Genomic DNA, 23759 nt, shown 5'->3' on the forward strand with positions numbered 1-23759 from the left:
GGAACCTTCCCACAATGTTTTCAGGTTGTCCGTCGGACGTCCGCTCTCTAGCCTGTGTGGGTCGCTGCCAATTCAGCGATCGGGATTGGAACCCCACGGCTCAACTGAAGCCAAACGCACTGTTCATGACGTATGCTTGCGCACTTTCATGTGTGCACTCCGTTATGGCGGCTGTGCGCGGGAGACTTCGAGTCTGTCGGGTTTGCTCAGTTGCCCGGGTTCCAACCTGCGTACAGCTGCCACCCTTTCGCGTGGAACCGAAAGGGCCAGCTCCACCTTCAAGCTGAGTAAAACATTATGAAAAAGCCAACACCCAATCCCCCCGAAGCAGACGCAATCCCCGACGCCAACTCAACATCCCCTTACGCCTCCGTCGACACCCGAAAACTCCACGAAGCCGCCGACCGCGCCCTCGACTTCTACCTCAAACCGTCGGCCGCCATCATGTCCGCACCGTACATCCCCAACCAGATGTTCCTGGTCAATCCCAAAGCCGACACCGAATCATTACTGGCCAACGCCAGCGAATCCCTGGCCTCGGCCACGGTAATGCTCGGTGACTTCGCTGCGCTGCTGAACGGTACCCATCGCAAGACCCTGCTCGGTATCGCGCAGGTGGTCATGCTTGGCGAACTGGCGGTGAACAAGGCGCTGGATAACGTCGAGCCTGCAGCGTAGCTATCAATGGCCGGGTTTTATCCGTTGTTTGTGTGTTGAACTCACAATCCTGCCCCCTCACCCCAGCCCTCTCCCCCGAGGGGGCGAGGGGGAAAGGGAGCAGATCTTCAAGCCATTCAAAACCAAAGTACGCCCCGGTTTTTCAGGTCGATGCATCTTCAACAACCAGCTCGGTCAGTCCCCTCTACTCGAGGGGGAAGGGAGCAGGCTTTCAAGCCATTCAAAACCAGAGTACGCCCCGGTTTTTCAGGTCGATGTATCTGCAACAGCCAACTCGGTCAGTCCCCTCTACCTCTGGGAGAGGGCTAGGGTGAGGGCCGGGCCTAAACCTGGAAAACATAACCACGGCAAAACGCAAAGCAAAAAAAAGCGCCCCGAAGGACGCCAAAGGATTCACCTCTTACCAAAGGAGCAAGGAGCTTCTAAAGGTGAATTTGCATCAACCGAGCAGTCAGAGAATGGCCAGCGGGTATTCGACAATCACCCGCACTTCATCCAGATCCGACTCGAACGCCGTGGCGCGTGTCGTCGCCTGGCGCAAGCGCAATGACAGGTCTTTCATCGAACCGCTCTGCACCACGTATTTGACTTCGATATTGCGCTCCCAGCGCTTCTGGTCGGTCAGCGGATTGCCCTCGGCGTCGCGGCGCATGTACACGGCATTGGCGTTGCTGTAATCGGCATCGGTGCCGCGCGCATATCGGGTCATGAACGACAGACCGGGCACGCCGTAAGTGCTCATGTCGAGGTCATAACGCACCATCCACGAACGTTCTTGCGGCGAGTTGAAGTCGCTGTACTGAATGGAGTTGTCGAGAAAGATCGAGTCGGACTGGCGCAGGTAATCGAAGTCGTCATTACCGTTGTTGCGCTGATGGGAGAGGGCGACGGAGTGGGCGCCGAGCTTCATACCGACCCGGCCGCTCCAGATGTTGTTGTCGAACTCGCCAAGCAGTTGTTTGCCTTCGTCGACCGCCTTGTAATAGTTCAGGCCGCCGAACAGCGAGAGGTCGTCAGACAGGGGATAGGTCCATGCGGTGCCGGCGTAGTATTGATTCCAGGCATCCTTGAGGCGACTGGAGTACAGGCTGAAACTGAGGTTCTTGTTCAGCACGTAGTCGACACCGCCGTAAGCGATCCACGGCGAATTGACCGGGCCGCCGTAGAAGGTGGCGAAGTTTTCGCGCAGGTCGCTGGACACCGGTTGGCTCATCGCATGCAAACGCCCGCCCTGAATCGACAGGCCCGCAATGCTGGTGTTGGTCGCCGTCACCCCGCGAAAGCTTTCCGGCAGCAGGCGCGAGTCACCGGCCGCCACCATCGGGTTGGCCGGGAACACATCACCGACCTTGACCACTGTATCGAACGCCCGCACTTTGGCGGCGCCACCGATTTTGGTGTATTCGTCCCGTGCCTGGCCGTCTCGGTTGACCGGCAACACATCGAACGAACTGCGCCCACCGTTGCGCCCGTCACCGGTGTCGAGTTTCAAACCGATCATGGCAAACGCATCGACCCCGACCCCGACGGTGCCTTGGGTGAAACCGGATTCGAACTTGCTGATCACCGCATGCGCCCAGGCTTCGGAATAACCATTGCCGGTAGGGCTGGACTGGCCGTTACGGTGATCACGATTGAAGTAGAGGTTACGGTTGAGCACCGTCAGGCTGCTGCCTTCGACAAAGCCTTCGGGCTTGTCCTCTGCAAACACCAGGGACGGCCCTGAACCGACCACCACCGCTAAAGCGGCCAACGATATTTTTGTAGGGTTAACCATCAAACACTCCTTGGGTTCGGCAGAACGGGAACGTGCGTCGGCGTGGGTTTTATTGTTCGACGGGCAAGGGCCCGTCGGCATGGGTCGCCGGGTGACATCGTTGCAAGCTGCGGATAACGCCAAGGTGATGGGGGAATTACAATTTGGTCATGTGGGCGGGGTGGAAATACTGTGTCAGGTCAGGGCTGCGAGTTGTTCGATCGTTTGTGGGAAACGTTCGACCAGACGGATCAGGGTGGTGGCCTGAGCATTGGGTGTCGCTCGTCCTTGTTCCCAGTTTTCCAGCGTTCGCGTGTTGGTGCGCAGATACATTGCGAATACTGACCGGGACAGATTCAGTTGCTGACGGATGGCGACGACTTCATCCGCAGTGATCGGCATCAGTTTTGGCAACTGAACCTTGTGGGTACGCAAGGTGATTTTGCCTTGGCGTTCATCGGCCAGTGCTTCCAGTCCATCCATCAGTTCGGAAAAAATGTCACGTTTCATAGTGGGTTCTCGCGTTGAGTTCTTTATCCAGTGTCTTTCTGAAAAGTTTTTTCTGGGCAGGCGTCAAATTGTCCTGCTCGTTTTTGCTGTAGACGGTAAAGAGCCAGAACTGATCGAAGCCTGACCACCAGTAATAAATCACTCGTAATCCGCTACGTTTACCTTTCCCTCTTCGTTGGTCGCTAAAGCGAATTTTACGAAGCCCGCCTGTGTCCTCGATGAGATCGCCCGCTTCCGGATTTTTCAGCAACTCCAGTTGCAAGCTGCGAAACAGATCGTCATCCAGATAGTCGTCTCGGTGCTTCTGAAACACAGGCAATTCGATAAATAGAGCATCCATGTTCTGTACGTTACCTGCGTATAGTGTTGTCTCGATAATCGAATCGGTCAAGGCCTCCTGGCCTTGCTTTTCGTCCCTTTTTTAACGGTAGACGCCGGTCGTAAAAACACCTGTAGGACGAATCGCCGCGAGTGGTGAGAACGTTCGATGGATCTATGAAGAAGCTTCGCAACTGGCGTGTCAGAACAATCGCGCAGCAGTGTCCAGCGCCGAATGGCGATAGCGGCGGGGTGTCAGGTTATGAAGAGGTTGAGTGTGCCGACGCCTTCGCGGGCAAGCCACGCTCCCACAGTCATCCGGGAAGACACAGAATCTGACAACGACACACAACCTGGAGCGAGCCTGCTCGCGATAGCGGATTGTCAGGCAATGAAGATGTTGAATGTCCCAACACCTTCGCGAGCCGGCTCACTCCCACAGTGGTTTTCAGATGTGCCCGAATGATGTGAGCGGCACACAAACCTGTGCGAGCCGGGCTTGCCCGCGGTGAGGCCAGTGCAAGCGCTTGAGATGTTGATTCCCGCAAAAACAAAAACGGCACCCGAAGGTGCCGTTTCCGTTTTGTAGCCCGCCAGGCAATCAGCCCGCCAGACCCGCCTGCTGAACCAGAGTCAGCAATGGCTGCGGGTACACACCCAGGAAGAACGCAACCAGGGCGATAGCCAGCAGCATCACGCCGCCTGCCTTCTGTTCCCAGTGCAACTGGGCGTCGTGGCGACGCAGGTTTGGCTCGATCAGGTACAGGGTGACCATCACGCGCAGGTAGTAGAAGACGCCGATGGCGCTGCCCAGAACCAGCGAGCCGACCAGCCACCATTGGTGCGATTCAACACCGGTAGCGATGATGTAGAACTTGCCGATGAAGCCCGCGGTCAGCGGGATACCGGCCAGGGACAGCATCATCACGGTCAGAACGGCGGTCAGGTACGGACGGCGCCAGAACAGGCCGCGGTATTCGTACAGAGCGTCTGCGTCACGGCCGTTGTACGGCGAGGACATCAGGGTGATCACGCCGAAGGCGCCGAGGCTGGTGATCACGTAGGTGACCAGGTAGACGCCAATGGCTTCCACCGCCAGACCCTTGCTCGCCACCAGAGCGATCAGCAGGTAGCCGAAGTGCGCGATGGACGAGTAACCGAGCAGACGCTTGAGGTTGCTCTGGGTCAGGGCCAGCAGGTTACCGAACAGGATCGAGGCAATCGCGATCACGGTCAGCACGTCGCTCAGCACGCCGCTGCTGGCAGCAGGGGAGATCTGGAACAGACGCACCATCACCGCGAACACCGCAACCTTCGAAGCGGTCGCGAGGAACGCCGCCACCGGTGCCGGAGCACCTTCGTAGACGTCCGGCGTCCACAGGTGGAACGGCACCAGCGACAGCTTGAACGCCAGACCGATCAGCATCATGCCCAGGCCCAGTTGTGCCAGCGAACTCGGCAGGCCAGTTGCGGCCAGCGCCTGACCGATGCCAACGAAGCTCAGCGAACCCGAGTCGGCGTACAGCAGGGCCATACCGAACAACAGGAACGCGGAACCGGCGGCCGACAGCACCATGTACTTGATGCCGGCTTCCAGCGAACGCTTGTTGAAGAAGGCGTAAGCCACCAGACCGTAAACCGGTACCGAGAGCAGTTCCAGACCGATGAACAACCCGGCCAGGTGCTGCGCGCTGACGAGAACCAGGCCACCGGCGGCGGCCATCAGGATCAGCAGGTAAAGTTCTTCACGGTTGCCCGGGTAACCCGAACCGCCATCGCCCAAATAGGCGTGGGCGAGGGTGACGCAGGCGAGGGTGGCGACCAGGATCAGCGCCATGTACAGGCAAGCAAAGGTGTCGATCTGCAGCAATGGGGTCACGGCCAGAGGCGCGACTTTCAGGGCTGGCAGGATCGACAGCAGGGCCAGGTTCAGACCGGCGACCGAGATCAGGAAGGTCTGCGAGTGGTTGCGGCGCCAGGCGATTGCCAGCATCACCACGATAATGGTGAGGCTGGTGATCAACAGTGGCGCAAGCGCAATAAAGTGTTGAATCGTGAATTCCATAGCGCTCTTACCGGGCCGAAGCGAGTTGAGTGAAGGCGGTGCCGAGCCACTGCTGCACGCCATGCATCGTGGCGGCAGACGTGTCGAGGAACGGTTGCGGGTAAACGCCGAGGTAAACCAGCAGTACCGCAAGGCCCAGCACCATGATCAGTTCGCGAGCGTCCATGCCGTGCAGGATCGAATCCGACTTGGACGGACCGAAGTAGGCACGGTGGATCATGATCAGCGAGTAGACCGAACCGAACACCAGACCGGAGGTGGCAATCGCAGTGATCCAAGGCCAGCTGGCGAAAGAGCCGATCAGGATCAGGAACTCACCGACAAAGTTACCGGTACCCGGCAGACCCAACGAAGCGGCTGCAAAGAACAGGCTGATCGCCGGCAGGTAAGCGATACGCGACCACAGACCGCCCATCTCACGCATGTCACGAGTGTGCAGACGCTCGTACAACTGACCGCTGAGGATAAACAGTGCTGCCGCCGACACACCGTGCGCCAGCATCTGGATCACTGCACCTTGCAGCGCCAGTTGGCTGCCGGAGTAGATGCCGATCAACACGAAGCCCATGTGGGACACGGAAGAGAAGGCGATCAGACGCTTGATGTCGGTTTGTGCGAAAGCGAGGAACGCACCGTAGAAGATCCCGATCAGACCGAGGGTCATGGCGATCGGCGCAAACTCGGCCGACGCATTCGGGAACAGCGGCAGGGCGAAGCGCAGCAGACCGTAGGCCGCGGTTTTCAGCAGGATACCGGCGAGGTCGACGGAACCGGCAGTCGGCGCCTGGGCGTGGGCATCAGGCAACCACGAGTGGAACGGAACCACCGGCAGCTTGACCGCGAAGGCGATGAAGAAGCCGAGCATCAGGATGTACTCGGTGGTCATCGACATCTTGGTTTTCAACAGATCGGCGTAGTTGAAGGTAATCACGCCGGTGTTGTTGAAGTTGACCAGTACCAGACCGAGGATCGCCACCAGCATGATCAGGCCGGAAGCCTGAGTGAAGATGAAGAACTTGGTCGCTGCGTAGATCCGGGTTTTCTTGCCGTCCGAAGAACTGTGACCCCAGAGCGCGATGAGGAAGTACATCGGCACCAGCATCATTTCCCAGAAGAAGAAGAACATGAACAGGTCGAGGGCGAGGAACACGCCGACCACGCCGCCCAGGATCCACATCAGGTTCAGGTGGAAGAAGCCAACGTGACGTTGAATCTCTTTCCACGAGCAGAGTACCGAGAGGATACCCAGCAGGCCGGTCAGCAGGATCATCAACAGCGACAGGCCGTCGAGGGCCAGGTGCACGTTGATGCCGAAGCGCTGGATCCAGACGTGCTTGAACTCAAGCGCCCAGGTCGGATCGGCGCCAGGCGCCGGAGCAAATGAATAGTCACCGTGGGCCCACAGCCAGAGGCCGAGGGCGAGTTCCAGGGTCATGGTCAACAGCGCAATCCAGCGGGGGAGGGTAGCGCCGAAGCGCTCACCCATCCAGCACAGCAGGCCGCCGATGAAGGGGATCAGGATTAGCCAAGGCAGAATCATGACGGGCTCGTTTCCTTTCGCAAATTCGCAAGGTTCATATCAGACCGCTACCAGCACGATGGCGCCGATAACCAGCACGGCACCAGCAGCCATCGAAGCAGCGTACCAACGCAGTTGACCGGTCTCGGTGCGGCTCAGGGCAGTGTGACCACCCTTGGCCATACGCGGGATCAGACCGATGGTCTGGTCGAGCGGGTCTTTGCGCAGTACGTGGCTGATCGCCAGGTAAGGCTTGACGAACAGTTTGTCGTAGATCCAGTCGAAGCCCCAGGCAGCGAACCACCAGGCCGAAAGGAAACGGCCGATGCCGCTGTTGGCAATCGCCGTCACGAAGCGACGCTTGCCGAGGAACAGCAGGGCCGCCAGCAGGATACCGGCCAGGGCAATGGCGCCCGAGGCGATTTCCAGACTGTGCTTGGCTTCGCCACCGGCATGCCCAACGCTTTCTGGCAGTACGCCGTGCAGCGGTGGCACGATCATGGCGCCGACGAAGGTCGACAGCACGATCAGCACCGACAGCGGCAGCCAGTGAGCGATGCCGTGACCGGCGTGGGCTTCAGTCTTGGCTTCACCGTGGAACGTGATGAAGATCAGGCGGAAGGTGTACAGCGACGTCATGAACGCGCCGACCAGACCTGCATAGAGCAGACCGTGGTTGCCGCTGGCGAACGCTTCCCAGAGGATTTCGTCCTTGGAGTAGAAGCCTGCGGTGACCAGTGGCAGAGCGGCCAGCGCCGCGCCGCCGACGATGAAGCTGGCGTAGGCCAGTGGCAGTTTTTTCCACAGACCGCCCATCTTGAAGATGTTCTGCTCGTGGTGGCAGGCAACGATCACCGCACCGGAAGCAAGGAACAGCAGGGCCTTGAAGAAGGCGTGGGTCATCAGGTGGAAAATCGCGCCATCCCAGGCGCCAACGCCCAGCGCCAGGAACATGTAGCCGATCTGGCTCATGGTCGAGTAGGCGAGGATACGTTTGATGTCGGTCTGTACCAGTGCGGCGAAGCCTGCGAGAACCAGGGTCACACCACCAACGATGCCGACCAGGTGCAGGATGTCCGGCGCCAGGGTGAACAGTCCGTGGGTACGGGCGATCAGATAGACACCGGCGGTCACCATGGTTGCAGCGTGGATCAGTGCCGACACCGGGGTCGGGCCGGCCATCGCGTCCGCGAGCCAGGTTTGCAGTGGCAGTTGCGCCGATTTACCGACCGCACCACCCAGCAGCATCAGGGTCGCCAGAGTGATCCAGAAGTCGCCGACCTGGAATTTCTGCGGTGCCAGCACCAGCAGTTCCTGGATGTTTAACGTGCCCACTTGCTGGAACAGGATGAACAGGCCGATGGCCATGAACACGTCGCCGATCCGGGTGACGATGAAGGCCTTGAGTGCGGCGTTACCGTTGTTGCGGTTGCTGTAGTAGAAACCGATCAACAGGTACGAGCACAGGCCCACGCCTTCCCAGCCGAAGTACAGGAACAACAGGTTATCGCCGAGTACCAGGAACAGCATGCTGGCGATAAACAGGTTGGTGTACGAGAAGAAGCGCGAGTAACCCGCTTCGCCGCGCATGTACCAGGACGCGAACAGATGGATCAGGAAACCGACGCCCACCACCACGCCGAGCATGGTGATCGACAGGCCGTCGATGTAGAGGGCGAAGTCAGGCTTGAAGCCTTCGACCGCCATCCACTTCCACAGCACCAGGGTGTAGTGACCGCCTTCGGGAGGCGCGACGTTGAATTGCCAGATGACGTAGGCGGCGACAATCGCCGACAAGCCAATGGAACCCACGCCGATCAGCGCCGAGAGGTTTTCCGACCAGCGTCCACGGGAGAACGACAGCAGCAGGAAACCGATCAGAGGGAATACGAAAGTCAGAAAGATTAGGTTCATCCGCGCATCTCACTGGCAGCGTCGATATCGAGCGTGTGGAAGCGGCGATACAGTTGCAGCAGGATCGCCAGGCCAATACTGGCTTCGGCGGCTGCCAGGCTGATCACCAGGATGAACATGATCTGTCCATCCGGTTGCGCCCAGCGGGCGCCCGCAACGATGAAGGCCAGTGCAGAGGCGTTCATCATCACTTCCAGACTCATCAACACGAACAAAATGTTGCGGCGGACCATCAGGCCGACCAGACCAAGGCAGAACAGGATGCCGGCAACGGCCAATCCATGCTCGAGAGGGATAGCAGGCATGTCTTACTCCTTCGCCTCGTTACGGCCCAAATGGAACGCCGTGACGGCTGCGGCGAGCAGCAGCATCGAGGCGAGTTCGACCACCAGCAGGTACGGACCGAACAGGCTGATGCCCACGGTTTTCGCGTCTACGGTGGTGTGGCCGATGGCCTGACCGCTCTGGTGAGCGAACAGCACATACAGCAGTTCGGCCAGCAGCAGGGCGGCGAGAATCACCGGTCCTGCCCAGATGCCGGGCTTGAGCCAGGTGCGTTCCTGCTGAACCGAGGCGGGCCCCAGGTTCAGCATCATCACCACGAACACGAACAGCACCATGATGGCGCCGGCGTAGGCGATCACTTCCAGCACGCCGGCGAATGGTGCGCCGAGTGCGAAGAAAGTCATGGCCACGGCGATCAACGAGATGATCAGGTAGAGCAGGGCGTGCACAGGGTTGGTGTTGGTGACCACACGTAGCGTGGACACAACAGCGATACCCGATGCGAAATAGAAAGCGAATTCCATCGTTCTTCCTTAAGGCAGCAAGCTCTTCACGTTGATCGGTTCGGCTTCGTTCTGCGCAGAGCCTTTCGGCTTGCCAGCGATTGCCATACCTGCAACACGATAGAAGTTGTAATCAGGGTTTTTGCCGGGGCCGGAGATCAAAAGATCTTCTTTCTCGTACACCAGGTCCTGACGTTTGAACTCGGCCATCTCGAAATCCGGAGTCAGCTGGATTGCGGTGGTCGGACAGGCTTCCTCGCAGAGACCGCAGAAAATGCAGCGCGAGAAGTTGATACGGAAGAAGTCCGGGTACCAGCGACCGTCTTCGGTTTCAGCTTTCTGCAGCGAGATGCAACCCACCGGGCACGCCACGGCGCACAGGTTGCAGGCTACGCAACGTTCTTCACCATCGGGGTCACGGGTCAGGACGATGCGACCACGGTAGCGTGGTGGCAGGTAGACCGGCTCTTCCGGGTATTGCAGGGTGTCGCGCTTGCGGAAGCCATGGCCGAAGACCATGACCAGGCTGCGCAACTGGGTACCAGTACCCTTAACGATGTCGCCAATATATTTGAACATGGGTCAAATCCTCACTGAACCGCAACCGCAGGTGTGTTCCACAACACAACCGCAGCGGTTATCAGCAAATTGATCAGGGTCAGTGGCAGGCAGAATTTCCAGCTGAAATCCATCACCTGGTCATAACGCGGACGCGGAATGGAAGCGCGCAGCAGGATGAACAGCATGATGAAGAACGCGGTCTTCAGTGCGAACCAGACGAAGGACAGTTGCGGCAGGATGCCGAACGGACCGTGCCAGCCACCGAAGAACAGGGTGACCAGCAGCGCCGAGATCAGGATGATGCCGATGTATTCACCGACGAAGAACATGCCCCATTTCATACCGGCGTATTCAATGTGGTAACCGTCGGCCAGTTCCTGTTCCGCTTCCGGCTGGTCGAACGGGTGACGGTGAGTCACGGCCACGCCAGCAATGAAGAAGGTACAGAAGCCGAAGAACTGCGGAATGATGAACCACAGGTTCTGCGCCTGGTACTCGACGATGTCGCGCATGTTGAACGAGCCGACCTGCACCACGATGCCCATCAGGGCCAGGCCCATGAACACTTCGTAGGACACGGTTTGCGCCGAGGCACGCAAGCTGCCGAGCAGGGCGAACTTGTTGTTACTCGACCAGCCGGCGAACAGCACCGCGTAGACCGACAGACCGGCCATGGCGAAGAAGAACAGCAGGCCGATGTTCAGATCCGCGACGCCCCAGGTCGGGGTGATCGGGATGATCGCAAAGGCGATCAGCAGGGCGGACATGGCCACCACCGGTGCCAGGGTGAAGATCACCTTGTCGGCAAACGGCGGGGTCCAGTCTTCCTTGAAGAACATCTTCAGCATGTCGGCGGCGATCTGGAACATGCCGAACGGGCCAACGCGGTTCGGACCGTAACGGTCCTGCCACCAGCCCAGCAGGCGACGCTCGACAAAGCTGAGCAACGCGCCTGCGACCACAACGGCCAGCAGAATCACGATGGCTTTGATGACCGTCAGGATCACGTCGATCACTTCAGGGGTGAACCAGGTCATTGCGCTGCCTCCTGCAGACCGTCGACGGACACGCCGGCGAATGCCGGTGGAATGCCGGCGATGCCCGCAGGCAAGGCCACCAGACCCGCGCCCAGTTCTTCATTAATGCGCAGCGGCAGACGCAGGGTCTGGCCGGCCACGTTCAGACTCAGCAGGGCACCGTCGTTGACGCCCAGGCGATCCGCTTCGGATTTGGCCAGTGCCACGTATGGAGCCGGGATGCGTTCCTGTACCGGTGCGGCTTTCGACGAGGTCTCGTCGCTGCCGAACAAGTGGTAGAACGGCACGGCTTGCCAGGTGCCCGGCGCCGGATTGAACGCACGCGGAGCGGCAGCGAACCAGTTCAGCGAATCGCCCGTGCTTTCGATCAGGCGGGTGCCCGGGTCGCCAGCGCGCAGGTGACCACCGACTTCGTCCTGGAACTTGTTCCACGCTTGTGGCGAGTTCCAGCCCGGCGACCAGGCGAATGGCACTTGCTGACGTGGTTCAGCCGAACCCGAGTAACCTTCCATGGAGAAGGCGAACGCGGTGTCTTGGTCTTGCGGGGTACGCGGTTCGTGAACGCTGATGTCGGCGCGCATCGCGGTGCGACCGGAATAACGCAGCGGCTCACGCGCCAGTTTCAGACCCTTGATGCGGAACGCGGCCGATGGGGCTGCGTCGACGATACGCGCCAGTTGCTCGGTGCTCGAGGCAACGGCAGCGGTGACGTGGTCGAGTTGCGTCCAGTCGATCGGCTGGTTCAGCAGGGTCGAGCGCAGGGCGTGCAGCCAGCGCCAGCCTTCGTGAACCAGGATGCTCGCATCCATGTATTGCGGATCGAAAACCTGGAAGAAGCGCTGGGCGCGGCCTTCCTGGCTGACCAGCGTACCGTCGCCTTCAGCGAAGCTCGCCGCTGGCAGAACCAGTTGCGCGCGGTCGGTGGTGGCGGTCTTCTGGTGGTCGGCAACGATCACCACTTGCGCAGCGTTCAGGGCTGCGTCGACCTTGGCTTTCGAGGTGCGGGTGTACAGATCGTTTTCCAGCACGACGATGGCGTCGGCCTTGCCGTCGATCACGGCTTGCAGCGCTGCGTCGACCGATTCGCCACCGAGCATGGCCAGGCCAAGGCTGTTGGCTTCCGGCACGATCAGGCTGATCGAACCGTTTTTCTCGCGCAGCTTCAGGGCTTTGGCGATGTTCGCCGCCGCTTCGATCAGCGCTTTCGAACCCAGCGAAGTACCGGCGATGATCAGCGGACGCTTGGCCGCGAGCAGGGCGTCGGCGATGCGCTTGGCCAGCTCCAGGGCTTCGGCGTCCAGACCTTCAACGGCCGGGGCGCTGGCGTCCAGCGCGTGAGCAACGGCGAAACCGATGCGCGCCAGGTCATCCGGAGCGGCGTGTACGCATTCTTCGGCGATGTCGTCGAGCTTGGTTTCAGCGAGGCTGGCGATGAACAGCGGGTTCAGTTCGTGCTGACCGATGTTCTTCACCGCCGCGTCGAGCCACGGCTGAACGCGCATGGCTTCGGCCATGTCTTCAGCCTTGCCCTTGACCGACTGACGCAGGGCCAGGGCCATACGCGCTGCGGTCTGGGTCAGGTCTTCACCGAGGACGAAGATCGCGTCGTGGTCTTCGATGTCGCGCATGTTCGGCACGGGCAGCGGGCTGTCTTTCAGCACTTGCAGGACCAGACGGATGCGCTCCAGCTCGGAGGCTTCGATACCGGAGTAGAAGTGCTCGGCGCCGACCAGCTCACGCAACGCGTAGTTGCTTTCGAGGCTGGCACGCGGCGAACCGATACCGACGATATTGCGCCCGCGCAGCAGATCGGCAGCCTTGTCCAGCGCCTGATCCAGGCCCAGCTTGGTGCCGTCGGCCAGCATTGGCTGACGTGGACGGTCGGTGCGGTTGACGTAGCCATAACCGAAACGGCCACGGTCGCACAGGAAGTACTGGTTCACCGAACCGTTGAAACGGTTTTCGATGCGACGCAGCTCGCCGTAACGTTCGCCCGGGGAGATGTTGCAACCGCTCGAGCAGCCATGGCAGATGCTCGGCGAGAACTGCATGTCCCACTTGCGGTTGTAGCGCTCGGAGTGCGTCTTGTCGGTGAACACACCGGTCGGGCAGACCTCGGTGAGGTTGCCGGAGAACTCGCTTTCGAGGGTGCCGTCTTCAACGCGACCGAAGTACACGTTGTCGTGGGCACCGAACACACCGAGGTCGGTGCCGCCAGCGTAATCCTTGTAGAAACGCACGCAGCGGTAGCAAGCGATGCAGCGGTTCATTTCGTGGGAAATGAACGGGCCCAGTTGCTGGTTCTGGTGGGTGCGTTTGGTGAAGCGATAACGGCGCTCGTTGTGGCCGGTCATCACGGTCATGTCTTGCAGGTGGCAGTGACCGCCTTCCTCGCACACCGGGCAGTCGTGCGGGTGGTTGGTCATCAGCCATTCGACAACACTGGCGCGGAACGCCTTGGATTCTTCATCGTCGATGGAGATCCAGGTGTTGTCGGTGGCAGGCGTCATGCAGGACATGACGATGCGACCACGGGTGTCGTTCTCGTCGGTGTACTGCTTGACCGCGCACTGGCGGCAGGCCCCGACGCTACCAAGCGCGGGGTGCCAGCAGAAATAAGGGATGTCGAGGCCCAGCGACAGACATGCCTGTAACAGGTTGTCTGCCCCGTCGACTTCGAGCGCTTTGCCGTCTACGTGGATAGTGGCCATGGTTCAAAGTTCTTCGTTGGCCCGGTGTCAGCGGGCGTGGCTAATGGAATCTTGTTATTCGTCCGAATCCAGTCAGCCCCGAAAGGCGTCATCGGACGAAAGGCGAAGGGCACGGACCCTTCGCCTTTTTAAGCGTTTACGCGCCGACTACGATCGGCCTTGCCAGAGGCGGGACGGCGGCGCTGACTGGCGCGATACCGGCTTCGAACTCTGGACGGAAGTATTTGATGGCACTGCCCAAAGGCTCCACGGCACCCGGTGCGTGAGCACAGAAGGTCTTGCCTGGGCCGAGGAAGCCGACCAGACCCAGCAGGGTCTCGATGTCGCCTGGCTGACCGCGGCCTTCTTCGATGGCCATCAAGAGCTTGACGCTCCATGGCAGGCCATCACGGCACGGGGTGCAGAAGCCGCAGGATTCGCGGGCGAAGAACTGCTCCATGTTGCGCAGCAGCGACACCATGTTGACGCTGTCGTCCACCGCCATCGCCAGGCCGGTACCCATCCGGGTGCCCACTTTGGCGATGCCGCCGGCGTACATCTGTGCGTCGAGGTGTTCTGGCAACAGGAAACCGGTACCGGCACCGCCTGGCTGCCAGGCCTTGAGTTTGTAACCGTCGCGCATGCCGCCGGCGTAGTCTTCGAACAGCTCGCGAGCGGTCACGCCGAATGGCAGTTCCCACAGGCCAGGGTTCTTGACCTTGCCGGAGAAGCCCATGAGCTTGGTGCCCATGTCTTCGCTGCCTTCGCGGGCCAACGATTTGTACCAGTCAACGCCGTCGGCAATGATCGCCGGCACGTTGCACAGGGTTTCCACGTTGTTCACGCAGGTCGGCTTGCCCCACACGCCCACGGCGGCAGGGAAGGGCGGCTTGGAGCGCGGGTTGGCGCGGCGGCCTTCGAGGGAGTTGATCAGTGCGGTTTCTTCACCGCAGATGTAACGCCCGGCGCCGGTGTGGACGAACAGCTCGAAATCGAAGCCGCTGCCCAGAATGTTTTTACCCAAAAGGCCAGCAGCCTTGGCTTCTTCCACGGCACGGTTGAGGTGCTTGGCGGCGGTGGTGTACTCGCCACGCAGGAAGATGTAGCCACGGTAGGTTTTCAGGGCGCGGGCACTGATCAGCATGCCTTCGATCAGCAGATGGGGCAGTTGCTCCATCAGCATGCGGTCTTTCCAGGTGTTCGGCTCCATCTCGTCCGCGTTGCACAGCAAGTAGCGGATGTTGATGGATTCGTCCTTGGGCATCAGGCCCCACTTCACGCCCGTGGGGAAGCCTGCACCGCCGCGACCTTTCAAGCCTGCGTCCTTCACGGTCTGGACGATGTCGTCCTGAGCCATGTCGGCGAAGGCCTTGCGCGCAGCGGCGTAACCGTTCTTGGCCTGGTATTCGTCGAGCCACACGGCTTCGCCGTCGTCACGCAGACGCCAGGTCAGCGGGTGAGTCTCGGCCGAACGCTTGATGCGGTTGGCAGGACCGAAAGATGTCAGGGTCATACGTAGCCCTCGAGCAGTTTGGCCACGCCGGCAGGCTGCACGTCGCCAAAGGTGTCGTCGTCGATCATCAGCGCCGGTGCCTTGTCGCAGTTGCCGAGGCAGCAGACAGGCAGCAGGGTGAAACGACCGTCGGCGGTGGTCTGACCCAGGCCGATGCCCAGATTGTTCTGGATTTCGCTGACCACCGACTCGTGGCCGCCGATGTAGCAGACCATGCTGTCGCAGACGCGAATGATGTGGCGGCCGACCGGCTGACGGAAGATCTGGCTATAGAACGTCGCCACGCCTTCAACGTCGCTGGCCGGGATGCCGAGGATCTCGCCGATCGCGTACAGGGCGCCATCCGGCACCCAGCCGCGTTCCTTCTGAACGATCTTCAGGGCTTCGATCGACGCCGCGCGCGGGTCTTCGTAGTGATGCAGCTCGTGCTCGATGGCCGAGCGCTCGGTTTCACTCAAGGTGAAACGGTCTGTCTGGATAAGCGTGCTGTTCATGCTTAGCGGTCCACGTCGGCCATAACGAAGTCGATACTACCCAGGTACGCAATCAAGTCCGCGACCATGCTGCCTTTGATCACCGAAGGGATCTGCTGCAGGTGCGGGAAGCTCGGAGTACGGATCCGGGTACGGTAGCTCATGGTGCCGCCGTCGCTCGTCAGGTAATAACTGTTGATGCCCTTGGTCGCTTCGATCATCTGGAAGGATTCGTTGGCCGGCATGACCGGGCCCCACGAAACCTGCAGGAAGTGCGTGATCAGGGTTTCGATGTGCTGCAGCGTGCGCTCTTTCGGCGGCGGCGTGGTCAGCGGGTGATCCGCCTTGTACGGGCCTTCCGGCATGTTGCGCATGCACTGGTCGATGATCTTGATGCTCTGGCGCATCTCTTCGACGCGGACCATGCAGCGGTCGTAGGCATCGCCGTTGGCAGCCAGCGGTACTTCGAACTCGAAGTTCTCGTAGCCGGAGTACGGGCGCGCTTTACGCAGGTCGAAATCGCAACCGGTCGAACGCAGGCCGGCACCGGTGACGCCCCATTCCAGGGCCTCTTTGGTGTTGTACTGGGCAACGCCGATGGTCCGACCCTTGAGGATGCTGTTCTGCAGGGCGGCCTTGGTGTACTCGTCGAGGCGTTTTGGCAGCCACTCAACGAAGTCTTTCACCAGTTTTTCCCAGCCGCGCGGCAGATCGTGCGCGACGCCGCCGATGCGGTACCAGGCCGGGTGCAGACGGAAGCCGGTGATGGCTTCGATCACCGTGTACGCCTTCTGGCGGTCGGTGAAGGTGAAGAACACCGGAGTCATCGCACCAACGTCCTGAATGTAGGTGCCCAGGAACAGCAGGTGGCTGGTGATCCGGAAGAACTCGGCCATCATGATGCGGATGACGTCGACCTTTTCGGGCACCTTGATGCCGGCCAGCTTCTCGACCGAGAGCACGTACGGCAGGTTGTTCATCACGCCGCCGAGGTAGTCGATACGGTCGGTGTACGGGATGAAGCTGTGCCACGACTGACGCTCGGCCATCTTCTCGGCACCACGGTGGTGGTAACCGATGTCCGGCACGCAGTCGACGATCTCTTCACCGTCCAGTTGCAGGATGATGCGGAACGCACCGTGCGCGGAAGGGTGGTTCGGGCCCAGGTTGAGGAACATGTAGTCCTCGTTGGCACCGGAACGCTTCATGCCCCAGTCTTCAGGACGGAAGCGCGCGGCTTCTTCCTCAAGCTGTTGCTTGGCGAGGTTGAGGCTGAACGGATCGAATTCGGTGGCGCGTGCCGGGAAGTCCTTGCGCAGCGGGTGACCTTCCCAGGTCGGCGGCATCATGATGCGCGACAGGTGCGGGTGGCCTTTGAAGTCGATGCCGTACATGTCCCAGACTTCACGCTCGTACCAGTTGGCGTTCGGCCAGATGCTGGTGACGGTCGGCAAGCTCAGGTCGCTTTCGGACAAGGCGACTTTGATCATCACGTCACTATTACGCTCGAGCGACATGAGGTGATAGAACACGGTGAAGTCGGCGCCCGATGGCAGCCCTTGACGCTTGGTGCGCAGACGCTCGTCCACGCCGTGCAGGTCATAGAGCATGACGTACGGCTTGGGCAGGTTGCGCAGGAAGGTCAGGACTTCGACAAGTTTGGCGCGCGCCACCCACAGCACCGGCATGCCGGTGCGGGTCGACTGAGCGGTGAACGCTTCGGCGCCAAAACGGTTGTTCAATTCGACGACCACATCCTGGTCGTCTGCCTTATAAGGCGGGATGTACAGAGCGCTGCCTGTAGTCATGGTTATTTTTTCGCTTTCGGTCAACGTAAAGAATGAAGCCAGCTTCTCGTTTCTTTTGTAAGAACAGATCTGGATCAGACTTCGTCAGGGCTGCGCAGGTTGGTGACTGCGATTCGCTGTTCGCGGCGCTGTTCTTTCTGCGAAGGCATGTCGGCGCGATAAACGCCTTGATCACCAACGACCCAGGACAGTGGGCGACGCTCCTGGCCAATCGATTCCTGCAACAGCATCAAGCCTTGCAGAAATGCTTCTGGACGGGGCGGGCAGCCAGGTACGTAGACGTCCACGGGCAGGAACTTGTCCACCCCTTGAACTACGGAGTAGATGTCGTACATGCCACCGGAGTTGGCGCACGAACCCATGGAGATTACCCACTTCGGCTCGAGCATCTGCTCGTAGAGACGCTGAATGATCGGCGCCATCTTGATGAAGCAGGTACCGGCGATAACCATGAAGTCGGCCTGACGCGGTGATGCCCGGATAACTTCGGCGCCGAAGCGCGCGATGTCGTGGGGCGCCGTGAAGGCGGTGGTCATTTCCACGTAGCAGCACGAAAGGCCGAAGTTGTACGGCCACAGGGAGTTTTTACGCCCCCAGTTGACCGCGCCACTCAGCACGTCTTCGAGCTTGCCCATGAAAATGTTTTTGTGGACTTGATCCTCTAACGGATCGGAAACGGTTTCCCGTTCGCCAATCGGATACTGCTCGTTAGGAGCATCGGGGTCGATTCTGGTGAGATTGTATTGCATTGCCAAAGCCTCATTGTTTCAGCTTCGCCTGCCGCTTGCGACGAGCTTCCGGAGCCCAGTCAAGGGCGCCCACTCGGAACAGGTAGACAAGACCTGCCAACAGAATTGCTATGAAAACGAGAGCTTCGACGAATCCGGTCCAGCCGCTTTCGCGGACGGACACAGACCATGCAAAGAGAAAGAGGGCTTCGATATCGAAGATCACGAACAGCATCGCGACCAGATAGAATTTGGCTGAGAGCCGCAAGCGGGCGCCACCGGTAGGTAGCATGCCGGACTCGAACGGTTCGTTTTTGCTGCGGCCCCAGGCTTTTGACCCGAGGAGGCTGGAGACGCCGAGCATGAAGGCACACAGGCCGACTACACCCAGAAGGAAAATGGCAAAGCCCCAGTTGTGGGCCATGAGTCCTGTCGCTTCGGGCATGCTGGTAATCCTTAACAGAGAGCAAAGGTCTCTGAGCTTGATAAAGAAATAAGGCAGTGACGATATGTCGCAGCAATCAATCGCGCTGATTTTATGGCTAAACACCCTGCAAGTAAAATTCCTATAGCGAAATTATTTATTGGAATAAGGACATAGCGCACCTCCAATGCCCTGCAGCCCATGCATTGCGGGCATTAGCCGGGTTTGTGTGAATTATGTTTTGTAGGAAATGTAACGAACATAGTTGCTGCTAAATGATAATTGATATCGTTTGGAGTGCTTTTGTAACTGTTTAGCGGTGCAGTAAACAGAAAGTTGTCTTATATGTCTGTTACTGCAAGTAGCGGTGGCGTCCGTTTTAGCGGATTTTTCTGACATCTGTACCGCTCTGGATCAATGTTTTCTCCGGACGACACCGATCCCTGCAGGCTCACTCCTACAGGGATTTGTGGTGGTCATTGAATCCTGGGCAAAAAAACGCCCCGAATCAGTCGGGGCGTCAGTCTTGCGGCTTTGCGGTTAGCTTTCTATACGATCCGCAAAGGCCGTTTGCTCAGCGAAGCAGAATCAGTGGAACTGTTCTTCTTCGGTCGAACCGGTCAGCGCGGTCACCGAGGACGAGCCACCCTGAATCACGGTGGTCATGTCGTCGAAGTAGCCGGTGCCCACTTCCTGCTGGTGAGCCACGAAGGTGTAACCCTTGGCGGCGTCGGCGAATTCCTGCTCTTGCAGCTTCACGTAGGCAGTCATGTCGTTGCGGGCGTAGTCGTGCGCCAGGTTGAACATGCTGTGCCACATGTTGTGAATGCCGGCCAGGGTGATGAACTGATGCTTGTAACCCATGGCGGACAGTTCGCGCTGGAACTTGGCGATGGTCGCGTCGTCCAGGTTTTTCTTCCAGTTGAAGGAAGGCGAGCAGTTGTACGACAGCAGTTGGTCCGGGTATTCCTTTTTGATCGCTTCAGCGAAGCGACGGGCTTCTTCCAGATCCGGCTTGGCGGTTTCGCACCAGATCAGGTCGGCATACGGCGCGTAAGCCAGGCCACGGGCGATCGCTTGGTCCAGGCCAGCGCGAACCTTGTAGAAACCTTCCTGAGTACGCTCGCCAGTCACGAACGGCTGGTCGTAGGGGTCGCAGTCGGAAGTCAGCAGGTCAGCCGCGTTGGCGTCGGTACGAGCCAGAATGATGGTCGGAGTACCGGCAACGTCGGCAGCCAGACGGGCAGCGGTCAGCTTCTGTACGGCTTCCTGAGTTGGAACCAGTACTTTGCCGCCCATGTGACCGCACTTCTTCACGGAAGCCAGCTGGTCTTCGAAGTGAACGCCGGCGGCGCCTGCTTCGATCATGCTCTTCATCAGCTCGTAGGCGTTCAGAACGCCGCCGAAACCGGCTTCGGCGTCAGCCACGATTGGCGCGAAGTAGTCGATGTAGCCTTCGTCGCCCGGGTTCTTGCCGGCTTTCCACTGGATCTGGTCAGCGCGACGGAACGAATTGTTGATGCGCTTGACCACGGTTGGCACTGAGTCCACCGGGTACAGCGACTGGTCCGGGTACATGGATTCGGCGGAGTTGTTGTCCGCAGCCACTTGCCAGCCCGACAGGTAGATCGCCTGGATACCGGCCTTGACTTGCTGAACAGCCTGGCCGCCGGTCAGGGCGCCCATGCAGTTGACGAAATCTTTCTCTGGGCGGAAGGACGGCTTGGCACCCTGGGTGACCAGGTTCCACAGCTTCTCGGCGCCCATTTTCGCGAAAGTGTGCTCAGGTTGAACCGAGCCACGCAGACGGACGACGTCAGCAGCGGAATAAGTGCGAGTCACGCCTTTCCAGCGCGGGTTTTCAGCCCAGTCTTTTTCAAGGGCTGCAATTTGCTGTTCGCGTGTCAGTGCCATGGAGATAAACCTCGTCGCGTCTTTATGAAAAGTTGTTCTGCGGTGGAAAATTCCTGCGCTCGCTGACCAGAAGCTTAGGTGGTCAAGTCGGGTTCGGCGGGGGAGGCGACGGGATGAACGATGGGCTCGAGGGGAAAGTGAGCAGGTAAAGGCGAACTGGCGGGCGCAATCGGGGCGTCGTGGGCCTTTCATACGAACTGCAGTGTGGTGCCGGGTTACCTAATAACGCTTCCGTCCCTCGGGACAACTTCGTTCCAGTCGACAACCTCGTCAAACACACCTTGTGGGCGGTACAGACACGAAGCGGTTCGCGGGGTAGGTGCGAACGTCGCTTCGAAGGCCCTTGCCAGGGCCTCTGATTAGCGGGAGCGAGGCCATCATGCCTTTGCTTTTTTGCCTCGTCAAACGTTTTGTAGTGCTTTTTTTCAAGCACTACATCTTTGGTCTAATACGACTAATCAGTCAGTTTTCGGTGCTTTAGTCCAGCGCGTCGACTTTGACCCGCAAGGTCATGTCATCCCGGCCTTGAGTCGAGTAGCTGCGGGTCAGGCCCTGTTGGTCGGCCTGAGTCTGGCGATTGACGCCGGCGAGGGTGATCCATTCGCCGAGGCGTCCGCTGACGGTTGTGTCGGTGCTTTGCACGTTCACTACATCGGGACGTTCCTGGCTCATGCGGTCACGGTTGGTACTGATTGCCAGGTGAACGATGTCGCCGGTGACGCTGGCCGTCACGTAAAAACCCTGGGTGACGTTGCGATATTGCGTCTGGCTGCTGTAATCGCCATAGGAGTTGGTCTGGCTGCTGGTGATCGGCACGCTCTGGCCAACCTGGATCAGCGCCGGCATGCCGTCGGTGGCCTGTACCTGCTGCACGCCGCCGTCGCGGCTGGCGGTGCTGCGGCTGATGATCCGGGTCTGGTTCGGCGGCGCGCCGTTGACCGAGTAGCCTTCATCGCCACGGCCGTTGTTTTCGTTGGTGTCGACCGTGATCAACAAGCGTTTGGGTGCAGTGTCGAGCTGGGTGACCAGCGCCTTGAGCTCCTGAATCTTGTCCGGCTCGGCCTTGATGATCAGTTGATTGCCATAGGCGCTGACCTGGCCGTCCTTGCCGATGAAGTCTTGCGCCATCGGCAGCATGTCGGCGCTGGTGCGGTACTTGAGGGGCACGATTTCTGTGGCTGCCATCACCGACAGGCTGCAACCGAGCAGCAGGGTGGTGAGCAGGGTGCGTAGGGACATGTCCGTTATCTCCGCTTTCGAAAGGCTTGATATTGCCAGTTTGTCGGCCCGCGGTGGTGCAAGTTGAATCGTAGACAGCAAAACGCCCCGGCATCGGCGGATGTCGGGGCGTTTTGTGGTGTGCTTGCGGGCCTCTTCGCGAGCAGGCTCATTCCTACAGGGAATCGCATTTCAATTGTAGGAGTGAGCCTGCTCGCGATCGCCGCGCCGCGGTCTCAAGCCGAATGGCGAACCATATCGACATGCGGAATCCCGGCTTCAAGGAATTCCTCACTGACCAGGCTAAAGCCCAAGCGCTCATAGAACGCCGTGGCCTGTACCTGCGCACTGAGCATCTGCTGCTGCAGGCCACGCGCTTCAGCTTCAGCAATCACCGCTTGCATCAGCGCATCACCAACCTTCATCCCGCGCCAGTCTTTCAGCACGGATACCCGGCCAATGTGCCCGTCGGGCAACAGGCGCGCAGTGCCAATCGGAAAGTCGCCTTCAAACGCCAGAAAATGCACGGCGGTCGCGTCATCCGCGTCCCATTCCAGCTCGGGTGGCACCGATTGTTCGGCGATGAACACCGTTTCACGAATGCGCCGGATCTCGGCGATGTCCTTCTGCCAGTCTGCGACACGTACGCGAATCTTATTCATCGGCGAACCCCAGGCTGCCTTGCTTGACCAGTTCGCACAGCAGGCCGCGACCGTCTTCGTCGTCCAGCCAGTCGCCGAGGTTGTCGGTGTGCAGGGCGTCGGCGGCGCAGATCAGCTTCAGCAGTTCGCGCAGTTTGCCCGGCAGATAACGGCTCTGGCCGCTGGCGAACAGCAGCAGGTCGTCATCGACTTCCGACCAGGCCAGGCGCGCGCTCGGGTTGCGGATCAGTACCGCGCCGTCCTGCAGCGCAGCGAGGAAGTCTTCTTCTTCAACTTCTTCCGGGCCCACCACCAGTTCCGGATAGCGCGGCTCGGTCATGTACTGGCCGAACCAGGTCAGCAGCAGACGCTCGTCGCTCATGTGCTCGGCGAGCAGGGCTTTCAGGCGATCCAGTGCGTCGTGTTGAATCTGATGCGGGTCAGCGGCCGGTTGTGCGTCGGCATCGGTGTAGCGCTCTTCGTCAGTCAGGAACTGGCTGAGGAAGTCGGTGAAGTGGGTCAGCACTTCAGAAGCGCTCGGTGCGCGGAAGCCGACCGAGTAGGTCATGCAGTTGTCGACCGCGACACCGCAATGGGCCAGACGGGGCGGCAGGTAGAGCATGTCGCCCGGCTCCAGTACCCACTCTTCGGTCTCGTGGAATTCGGCGAGGATGCGCAGGTCGGCGTGTTGCAGCAGCGGGCTCTCGGAATCGCACATCTGGCCGATTTTCCAGTTGCGCTTGCCGTGGCCTTGCAGCAGGAACACGTCGTAGTTGTCGAAGTGCGGACCGACGCTGCCGCCCGGGGCGGCGAAGCTGATCATCACGTCGTCGACGCGCCAGCTCGGCAGGAAGCGGAAGTTTTCCAGCAGTTCGCTGACTTCCGGGACGAACTGGTCAACGGCCTGCACCAGCAGGGTCCACTCTTTTTCCGGCAGCTTGCTGAATTCGTCTTCGGCAAACGGGCCGCGACGCAGTTCCCATGGGCGCTCGCCGTGTTCGATCACCAGACGCGATTCGACTTCTTCTTCCAGGGCCAGGCCGGCCAGTTCGTCGGCGTCGATCGGGCTTTCGAAGTCAGGAATCGCCTGACGGATCAGCAGTGGCTTTTTCTGCCAGTAGTCGCGCAGGAATTCGCGTGCTGTAAGGCCGCCCAGAAGTTGAAGAGGAATATCGGAATTCATATGTAACCTATTGAAAAAAAG

21 protein-coding genes are annotated in these 23759 nt (G+C 59.8%); 1 reads left to right on the forward strand and 20 read right to left on the reverse strand.

The window, feature by feature from the left end; genetic code table 11:
* Positions 1–297 precede the first annotated feature (297 nt).
* Positions 298–678, forward strand: coding sequence for a DUF6124 family protein (locus tag PseuLF5_RS17990; protein ID WP_340134196.1), 381 nt, complete (start codon positions 298–300; stop codon positions 676–678).
* Between the two features lie 451 nt (positions 679–1129).
* Here PseuLF5_RS17990 and PseuLF5_RS17995 read toward each other — a convergent pair whose 3' ends face one another.
* From PseuLF5_RS17995 to PseuLF5_RS18090, 20 genes are all read right to left on the reverse strand, one after another.
* Complete coding sequence (locus PseuLF5_RS17995) at positions 1130–2455, reverse strand: OprD family porin (protein ID WP_340134197.1); 1326 nt, start codon at positions 2453–2455, stop codon at positions 1130–1132.
* A gap of 174 nt (positions 2456–2629) precedes the next feature.
* Complete coding sequence (locus PseuLF5_RS18000; protein WP_123462457.1) at positions 2630–2944, reverse strand: helix-turn-helix domain-containing protein; 315 nt, start codon at positions 2942–2944, stop codon at positions 2630–2632.
* Positions 2934–3284 (reverse strand): toxin, encoded by a 351-nt coding sequence (locus tag PseuLF5_RS18005; RefSeq protein ID WP_123462954.1) that lies wholly within the window; start codon positions 3282–3284, stop codon positions 2934–2936. The genes PseuLF5_RS18000 and PseuLF5_RS18005 overlap by 11 nt, the downstream gene beginning before the upstream one ends.
* A 579-nt stretch (positions 3285–3863) precedes the next feature.
* Positions 3864–5327, reverse strand: a complete 1464-nt coding sequence (gene nuoN, locus PseuLF5_RS18010) for an NADH-quinone oxidoreductase subunit NuoN (RefSeq protein ID WP_007920173.1) — start codon at positions 5325–5327, stop codon at positions 3864–3866.
* Between the two features lie 7 nt (positions 5328–5334).
* Positions 5335–6867: an NADH-quinone oxidoreductase subunit M gene (nuoM, locus tag PseuLF5_RS18015; protein WP_016986254.1), complete on the reverse strand. Its 1533-nt coding sequence runs from the start codon at positions 6865–6867 to the stop codon at positions 5335–5337.
* A 39-nt stretch (positions 6868–6906) separates the two neighbouring features.
* Positions 6907–8760, reverse strand: a complete 1854-nt coding sequence (gene nuoL, locus PseuLF5_RS18020) for an NADH-quinone oxidoreductase subunit L (RefSeq protein ID WP_222832562.1) — start codon at positions 8758–8760, stop codon at positions 6907–6909.
* On the reverse strand, positions 8757–9065 hold the full coding sequence (gene nuoK / locus PseuLF5_RS18025; RefSeq protein ID WP_003180046.1) for an NADH-quinone oxidoreductase subunit NuoK: 309 nt from the start codon (positions 9063–9065) through the stop codon (positions 8757–8759). The genes nuoL and nuoK overlap by 4 nt, the downstream gene beginning before the upstream one ends.
* Positions 9066–9068: 3 nt before the next feature.
* Positions 9069–9569 (reverse strand): NADH-quinone oxidoreductase subunit J, encoded by a 501-nt coding sequence (nuoJ, locus tag PseuLF5_RS18030; RefSeq protein WP_340134198.1) that lies wholly within the window; start codon positions 9567–9569, stop codon positions 9069–9071.
* A gap of 9 nt (positions 9570–9578) precedes the next feature.
* Positions 9579–10127, reverse strand: a complete 549-nt coding sequence (gene nuoI, locus PseuLF5_RS18035) for an NADH-quinone oxidoreductase subunit NuoI (RefSeq protein ID WP_003223795.1) — start codon at positions 10125–10127, stop codon at positions 9579–9581.
* 11 nt (positions 10128–10138) lie between these two features.
* Complete coding sequence (nuoH, locus tag PseuLF5_RS18040; RefSeq protein WP_007964859.1) at positions 10139–11146, reverse strand: NADH-quinone oxidoreductase subunit NuoH; 1008 nt, start codon at positions 11144–11146, stop codon at positions 10139–10141.
* Positions 11143–13857 (reverse strand): NADH-quinone oxidoreductase subunit NuoG, encoded by a 2715-nt coding sequence (gene nuoG, locus PseuLF5_RS18045; RefSeq protein WP_340134199.1) that lies wholly within the window; start codon positions 13855–13857, stop codon positions 11143–11145. Before nuoG ends, nuoH begins: the two co-directional genes overlap by 4 nt.
* 136 nt (positions 13858–13993) lie before the next feature.
* Positions 13994–15349, reverse strand: coding sequence for an NADH-quinone oxidoreductase subunit NuoF (nuoF, locus tag PseuLF5_RS18050; RefSeq protein ID WP_123462465.1), 1356 nt, complete (start codon positions 15347–15349; stop codon positions 13994–13996).
* Positions 15346–15843, reverse strand: coding sequence for an NADH-quinone oxidoreductase subunit NuoE (gene nuoE / locus PseuLF5_RS18055; RefSeq protein WP_003223804.1), 498 nt, complete (start codon positions 15841–15843; stop codon positions 15346–15348). Before nuoE ends, nuoF begins: the two co-directional genes overlap by 4 nt.
* A gap of 2 nt (positions 15844–15845) precedes the next feature.
* Complete coding sequence (gene nuoC, locus PseuLF5_RS18060) at positions 15846–17630, reverse strand: NADH-quinone oxidoreductase subunit C/D (RefSeq protein WP_123462468.1); 1785 nt, start codon at positions 17628–17630, stop codon at positions 15846–15848.
* A gap of 74 nt (positions 17631–17704) precedes the next feature.
* Entirely contained in the window at positions 17705–18379 is a 675-nt protein-coding gene (locus tag PseuLF5_RS18065; RefSeq protein ID WP_003223809.1) for a NuoB/complex I 20 kDa subunit family protein, read from the reverse strand.
* A 10-nt stretch (positions 18380–18389) separates the two neighbouring features.
* Complete coding sequence (locus PseuLF5_RS18070) at positions 18390–18803, reverse strand: NADH-quinone oxidoreductase subunit A (protein WP_003223812.1); 414 nt, start codon at positions 18801–18803, stop codon at positions 18390–18392.
* Between the two features lie 567 nt (positions 18804–19370).
* Entirely contained in the window at positions 19371–20696 is a 1326-nt protein-coding gene (aceA, locus tag PseuLF5_RS18075; protein WP_003223815.1) for an isocitrate lyase, read from the reverse strand.
* A gap of 477 nt (positions 20697–21173) precedes the next feature.
* Positions 21174–21935: a secretin N-terminal domain-containing protein gene (locus PseuLF5_RS18080; protein WP_123462470.1), complete on the reverse strand. Its 762-nt coding sequence runs from the start codon at positions 21933–21935 to the stop codon at positions 21174–21176.
* 215 nt (positions 21936–22150) lie between these two features.
* Positions 22151–22576, reverse strand: a complete 426-nt coding sequence (locus tag PseuLF5_RS18085) for a GNAT family N-acetyltransferase (protein WP_095138930.1) — start codon at positions 22574–22576, stop codon at positions 22151–22153.
* Positions 22569–23738: a ribosomal protein uL16 3-hydroxylase gene (locus tag PseuLF5_RS18090; RefSeq protein ID WP_123462472.1), complete on the reverse strand. Its 1170-nt coding sequence runs from the start codon at positions 23736–23738 to the stop codon at positions 22569–22571. Before PseuLF5_RS18090 ends, PseuLF5_RS18085 begins: the two co-directional genes overlap by 8 nt.
* Positions 23739–23759 lie beyond the last annotated feature (21 nt).

The sequence above is a fragment of the Pseudomonas sp. LF-5 genome (assembly GCF_037626295.1).
Classification (GTDB): domain Bacteria; phylum Pseudomonadota; class Gammaproteobacteria; order Pseudomonadales; family Pseudomonadaceae; genus Aquipseudomonas; species Aquipseudomonas monsensis.

Coding starts and splice junctions, on each gene's coding strand:
- nuoF (WP_123462465.1), bottom strand. CDS start 15,349: ATGACCCTGACATCTTTCGGTCCTGCCAACCGCATCAAGCGTTCGGCC.
- nuoJ (WP_340134198.1), bottom strand. CDS start 9,569: ATGGAATTCGCTTTCTATTTCGCATCGGGTATCGCTGTTGTGTCCACG.
- nuoC (WP_123462468.1), bottom strand. CDS start 17,630: ATGACTACAGGCAGCGCTCTGTACATCCCGCCTTATAAGGCAGACGAC.
- PseuLF5_RS18065 (WP_003223809.1), bottom strand. CDS start 18,379: ATGCAATACAATCTCACCAGAATCGACCCCGATGCTCCTAACGAGCAG.
- PseuLF5_RS18085 (WP_095138930.1), bottom strand. CDS start 22,576: ATGAATAAGATTCGCGTACGTGTCGCAGACTGGCAGAAGGACATCGCC.
- nuoI (WP_003223795.1), bottom strand. CDS start 10,127: ATGTTCAAATATATTGGCGACATCGTTAAGGGTACTGGTACCCAGTTG.
- PseuLF5_RS18090 (WP_123462472.1), bottom strand. CDS start 23,738: ATGAATTCCGATATTCCTCTTCAACTTCTGGGCGGCCTTACAGCACGC.
- nuoG (WP_340134199.1), bottom strand. CDS start 13,857: ATGGCCACTATCCACGTAGACGGCAAAGCGCTCGAAGTCGACGGGGCA.
- nuoN (WP_007920173.1), bottom strand. CDS start 5,327: ATGGAATTCACGATTCAACACTTTATTGCGCTTGCGCCACTGTTGATC.
- PseuLF5_RS18070 (WP_003223812.1), bottom strand. CDS start 18,803: ATGCCCGAAGCGACAGGACTCATGGCCCACAACTGGGGCTTTGCCATT.
- PseuLF5_RS18000 (WP_123462457.1), bottom strand. CDS start 2,944: ATGAAACGTGACATTTTTTCCGAACTGATGGATGGACTGGAAGCACTG.
- PseuLF5_RS18005 (WP_123462954.1), bottom strand. CDS start 3,284: ATGGATGCTCTATTTATCGAATTGCCTGTGTTTCAGAAGCACCGAGAC.
- nuoL (WP_222832562.1), bottom strand. CDS start 8,760: ATGAACCTAATCTTTCTGACTTTCGTATTCCCTCTGATCGGTTTCCTG.
- PseuLF5_RS18080 (WP_123462470.1), bottom strand. CDS start 21,935: ATGTCCCTACGCACCCTGCTCACCACCCTGCTGCTCGGTTGCAGCCTG.
- nuoK (WP_003180046.1), bottom strand. CDS start 9,065: ATGCCTGCTATCCCTCTCGAGCATGGATTGGCCGTTGCCGGCATCCTG.
- nuoH (WP_007964859.1), bottom strand. CDS start 11,146: ATGACCTGGTTCACCCCTGAAGTGATCGACGTGATCCTGACGGTCATC.
- nuoM (WP_016986254.1), bottom strand. CDS start 6,867: ATGATTCTGCCTTGGCTAATCCTGATCCCCTTCATCGGCGGCCTGCTG.
- nuoE (WP_003223804.1), bottom strand. CDS start 15,843: ATGAACAGCACGCTTATCCAGACAGACCGTTTCACCTTGAGTGAAACC.
- aceA (WP_003223815.1), bottom strand. CDS start 20,696: ATGGCACTGACACGCGAACAGCAAATTGCAGCCCTTGAAAAAGACTGG.
- PseuLF5_RS17995 (WP_340134197.1), bottom strand. CDS start 2,455: ATGGTTAACCCTACAAAAATATCGTTGGCCGCTTTAGCGGTGGTGGTC.
- PseuLF5_RS17990 (WP_340134196.1), top strand. CDS start 298: ATGAAAAAGCCAACACCCAATCCCCCCGAAGCAGACGCAATCCCCGAC.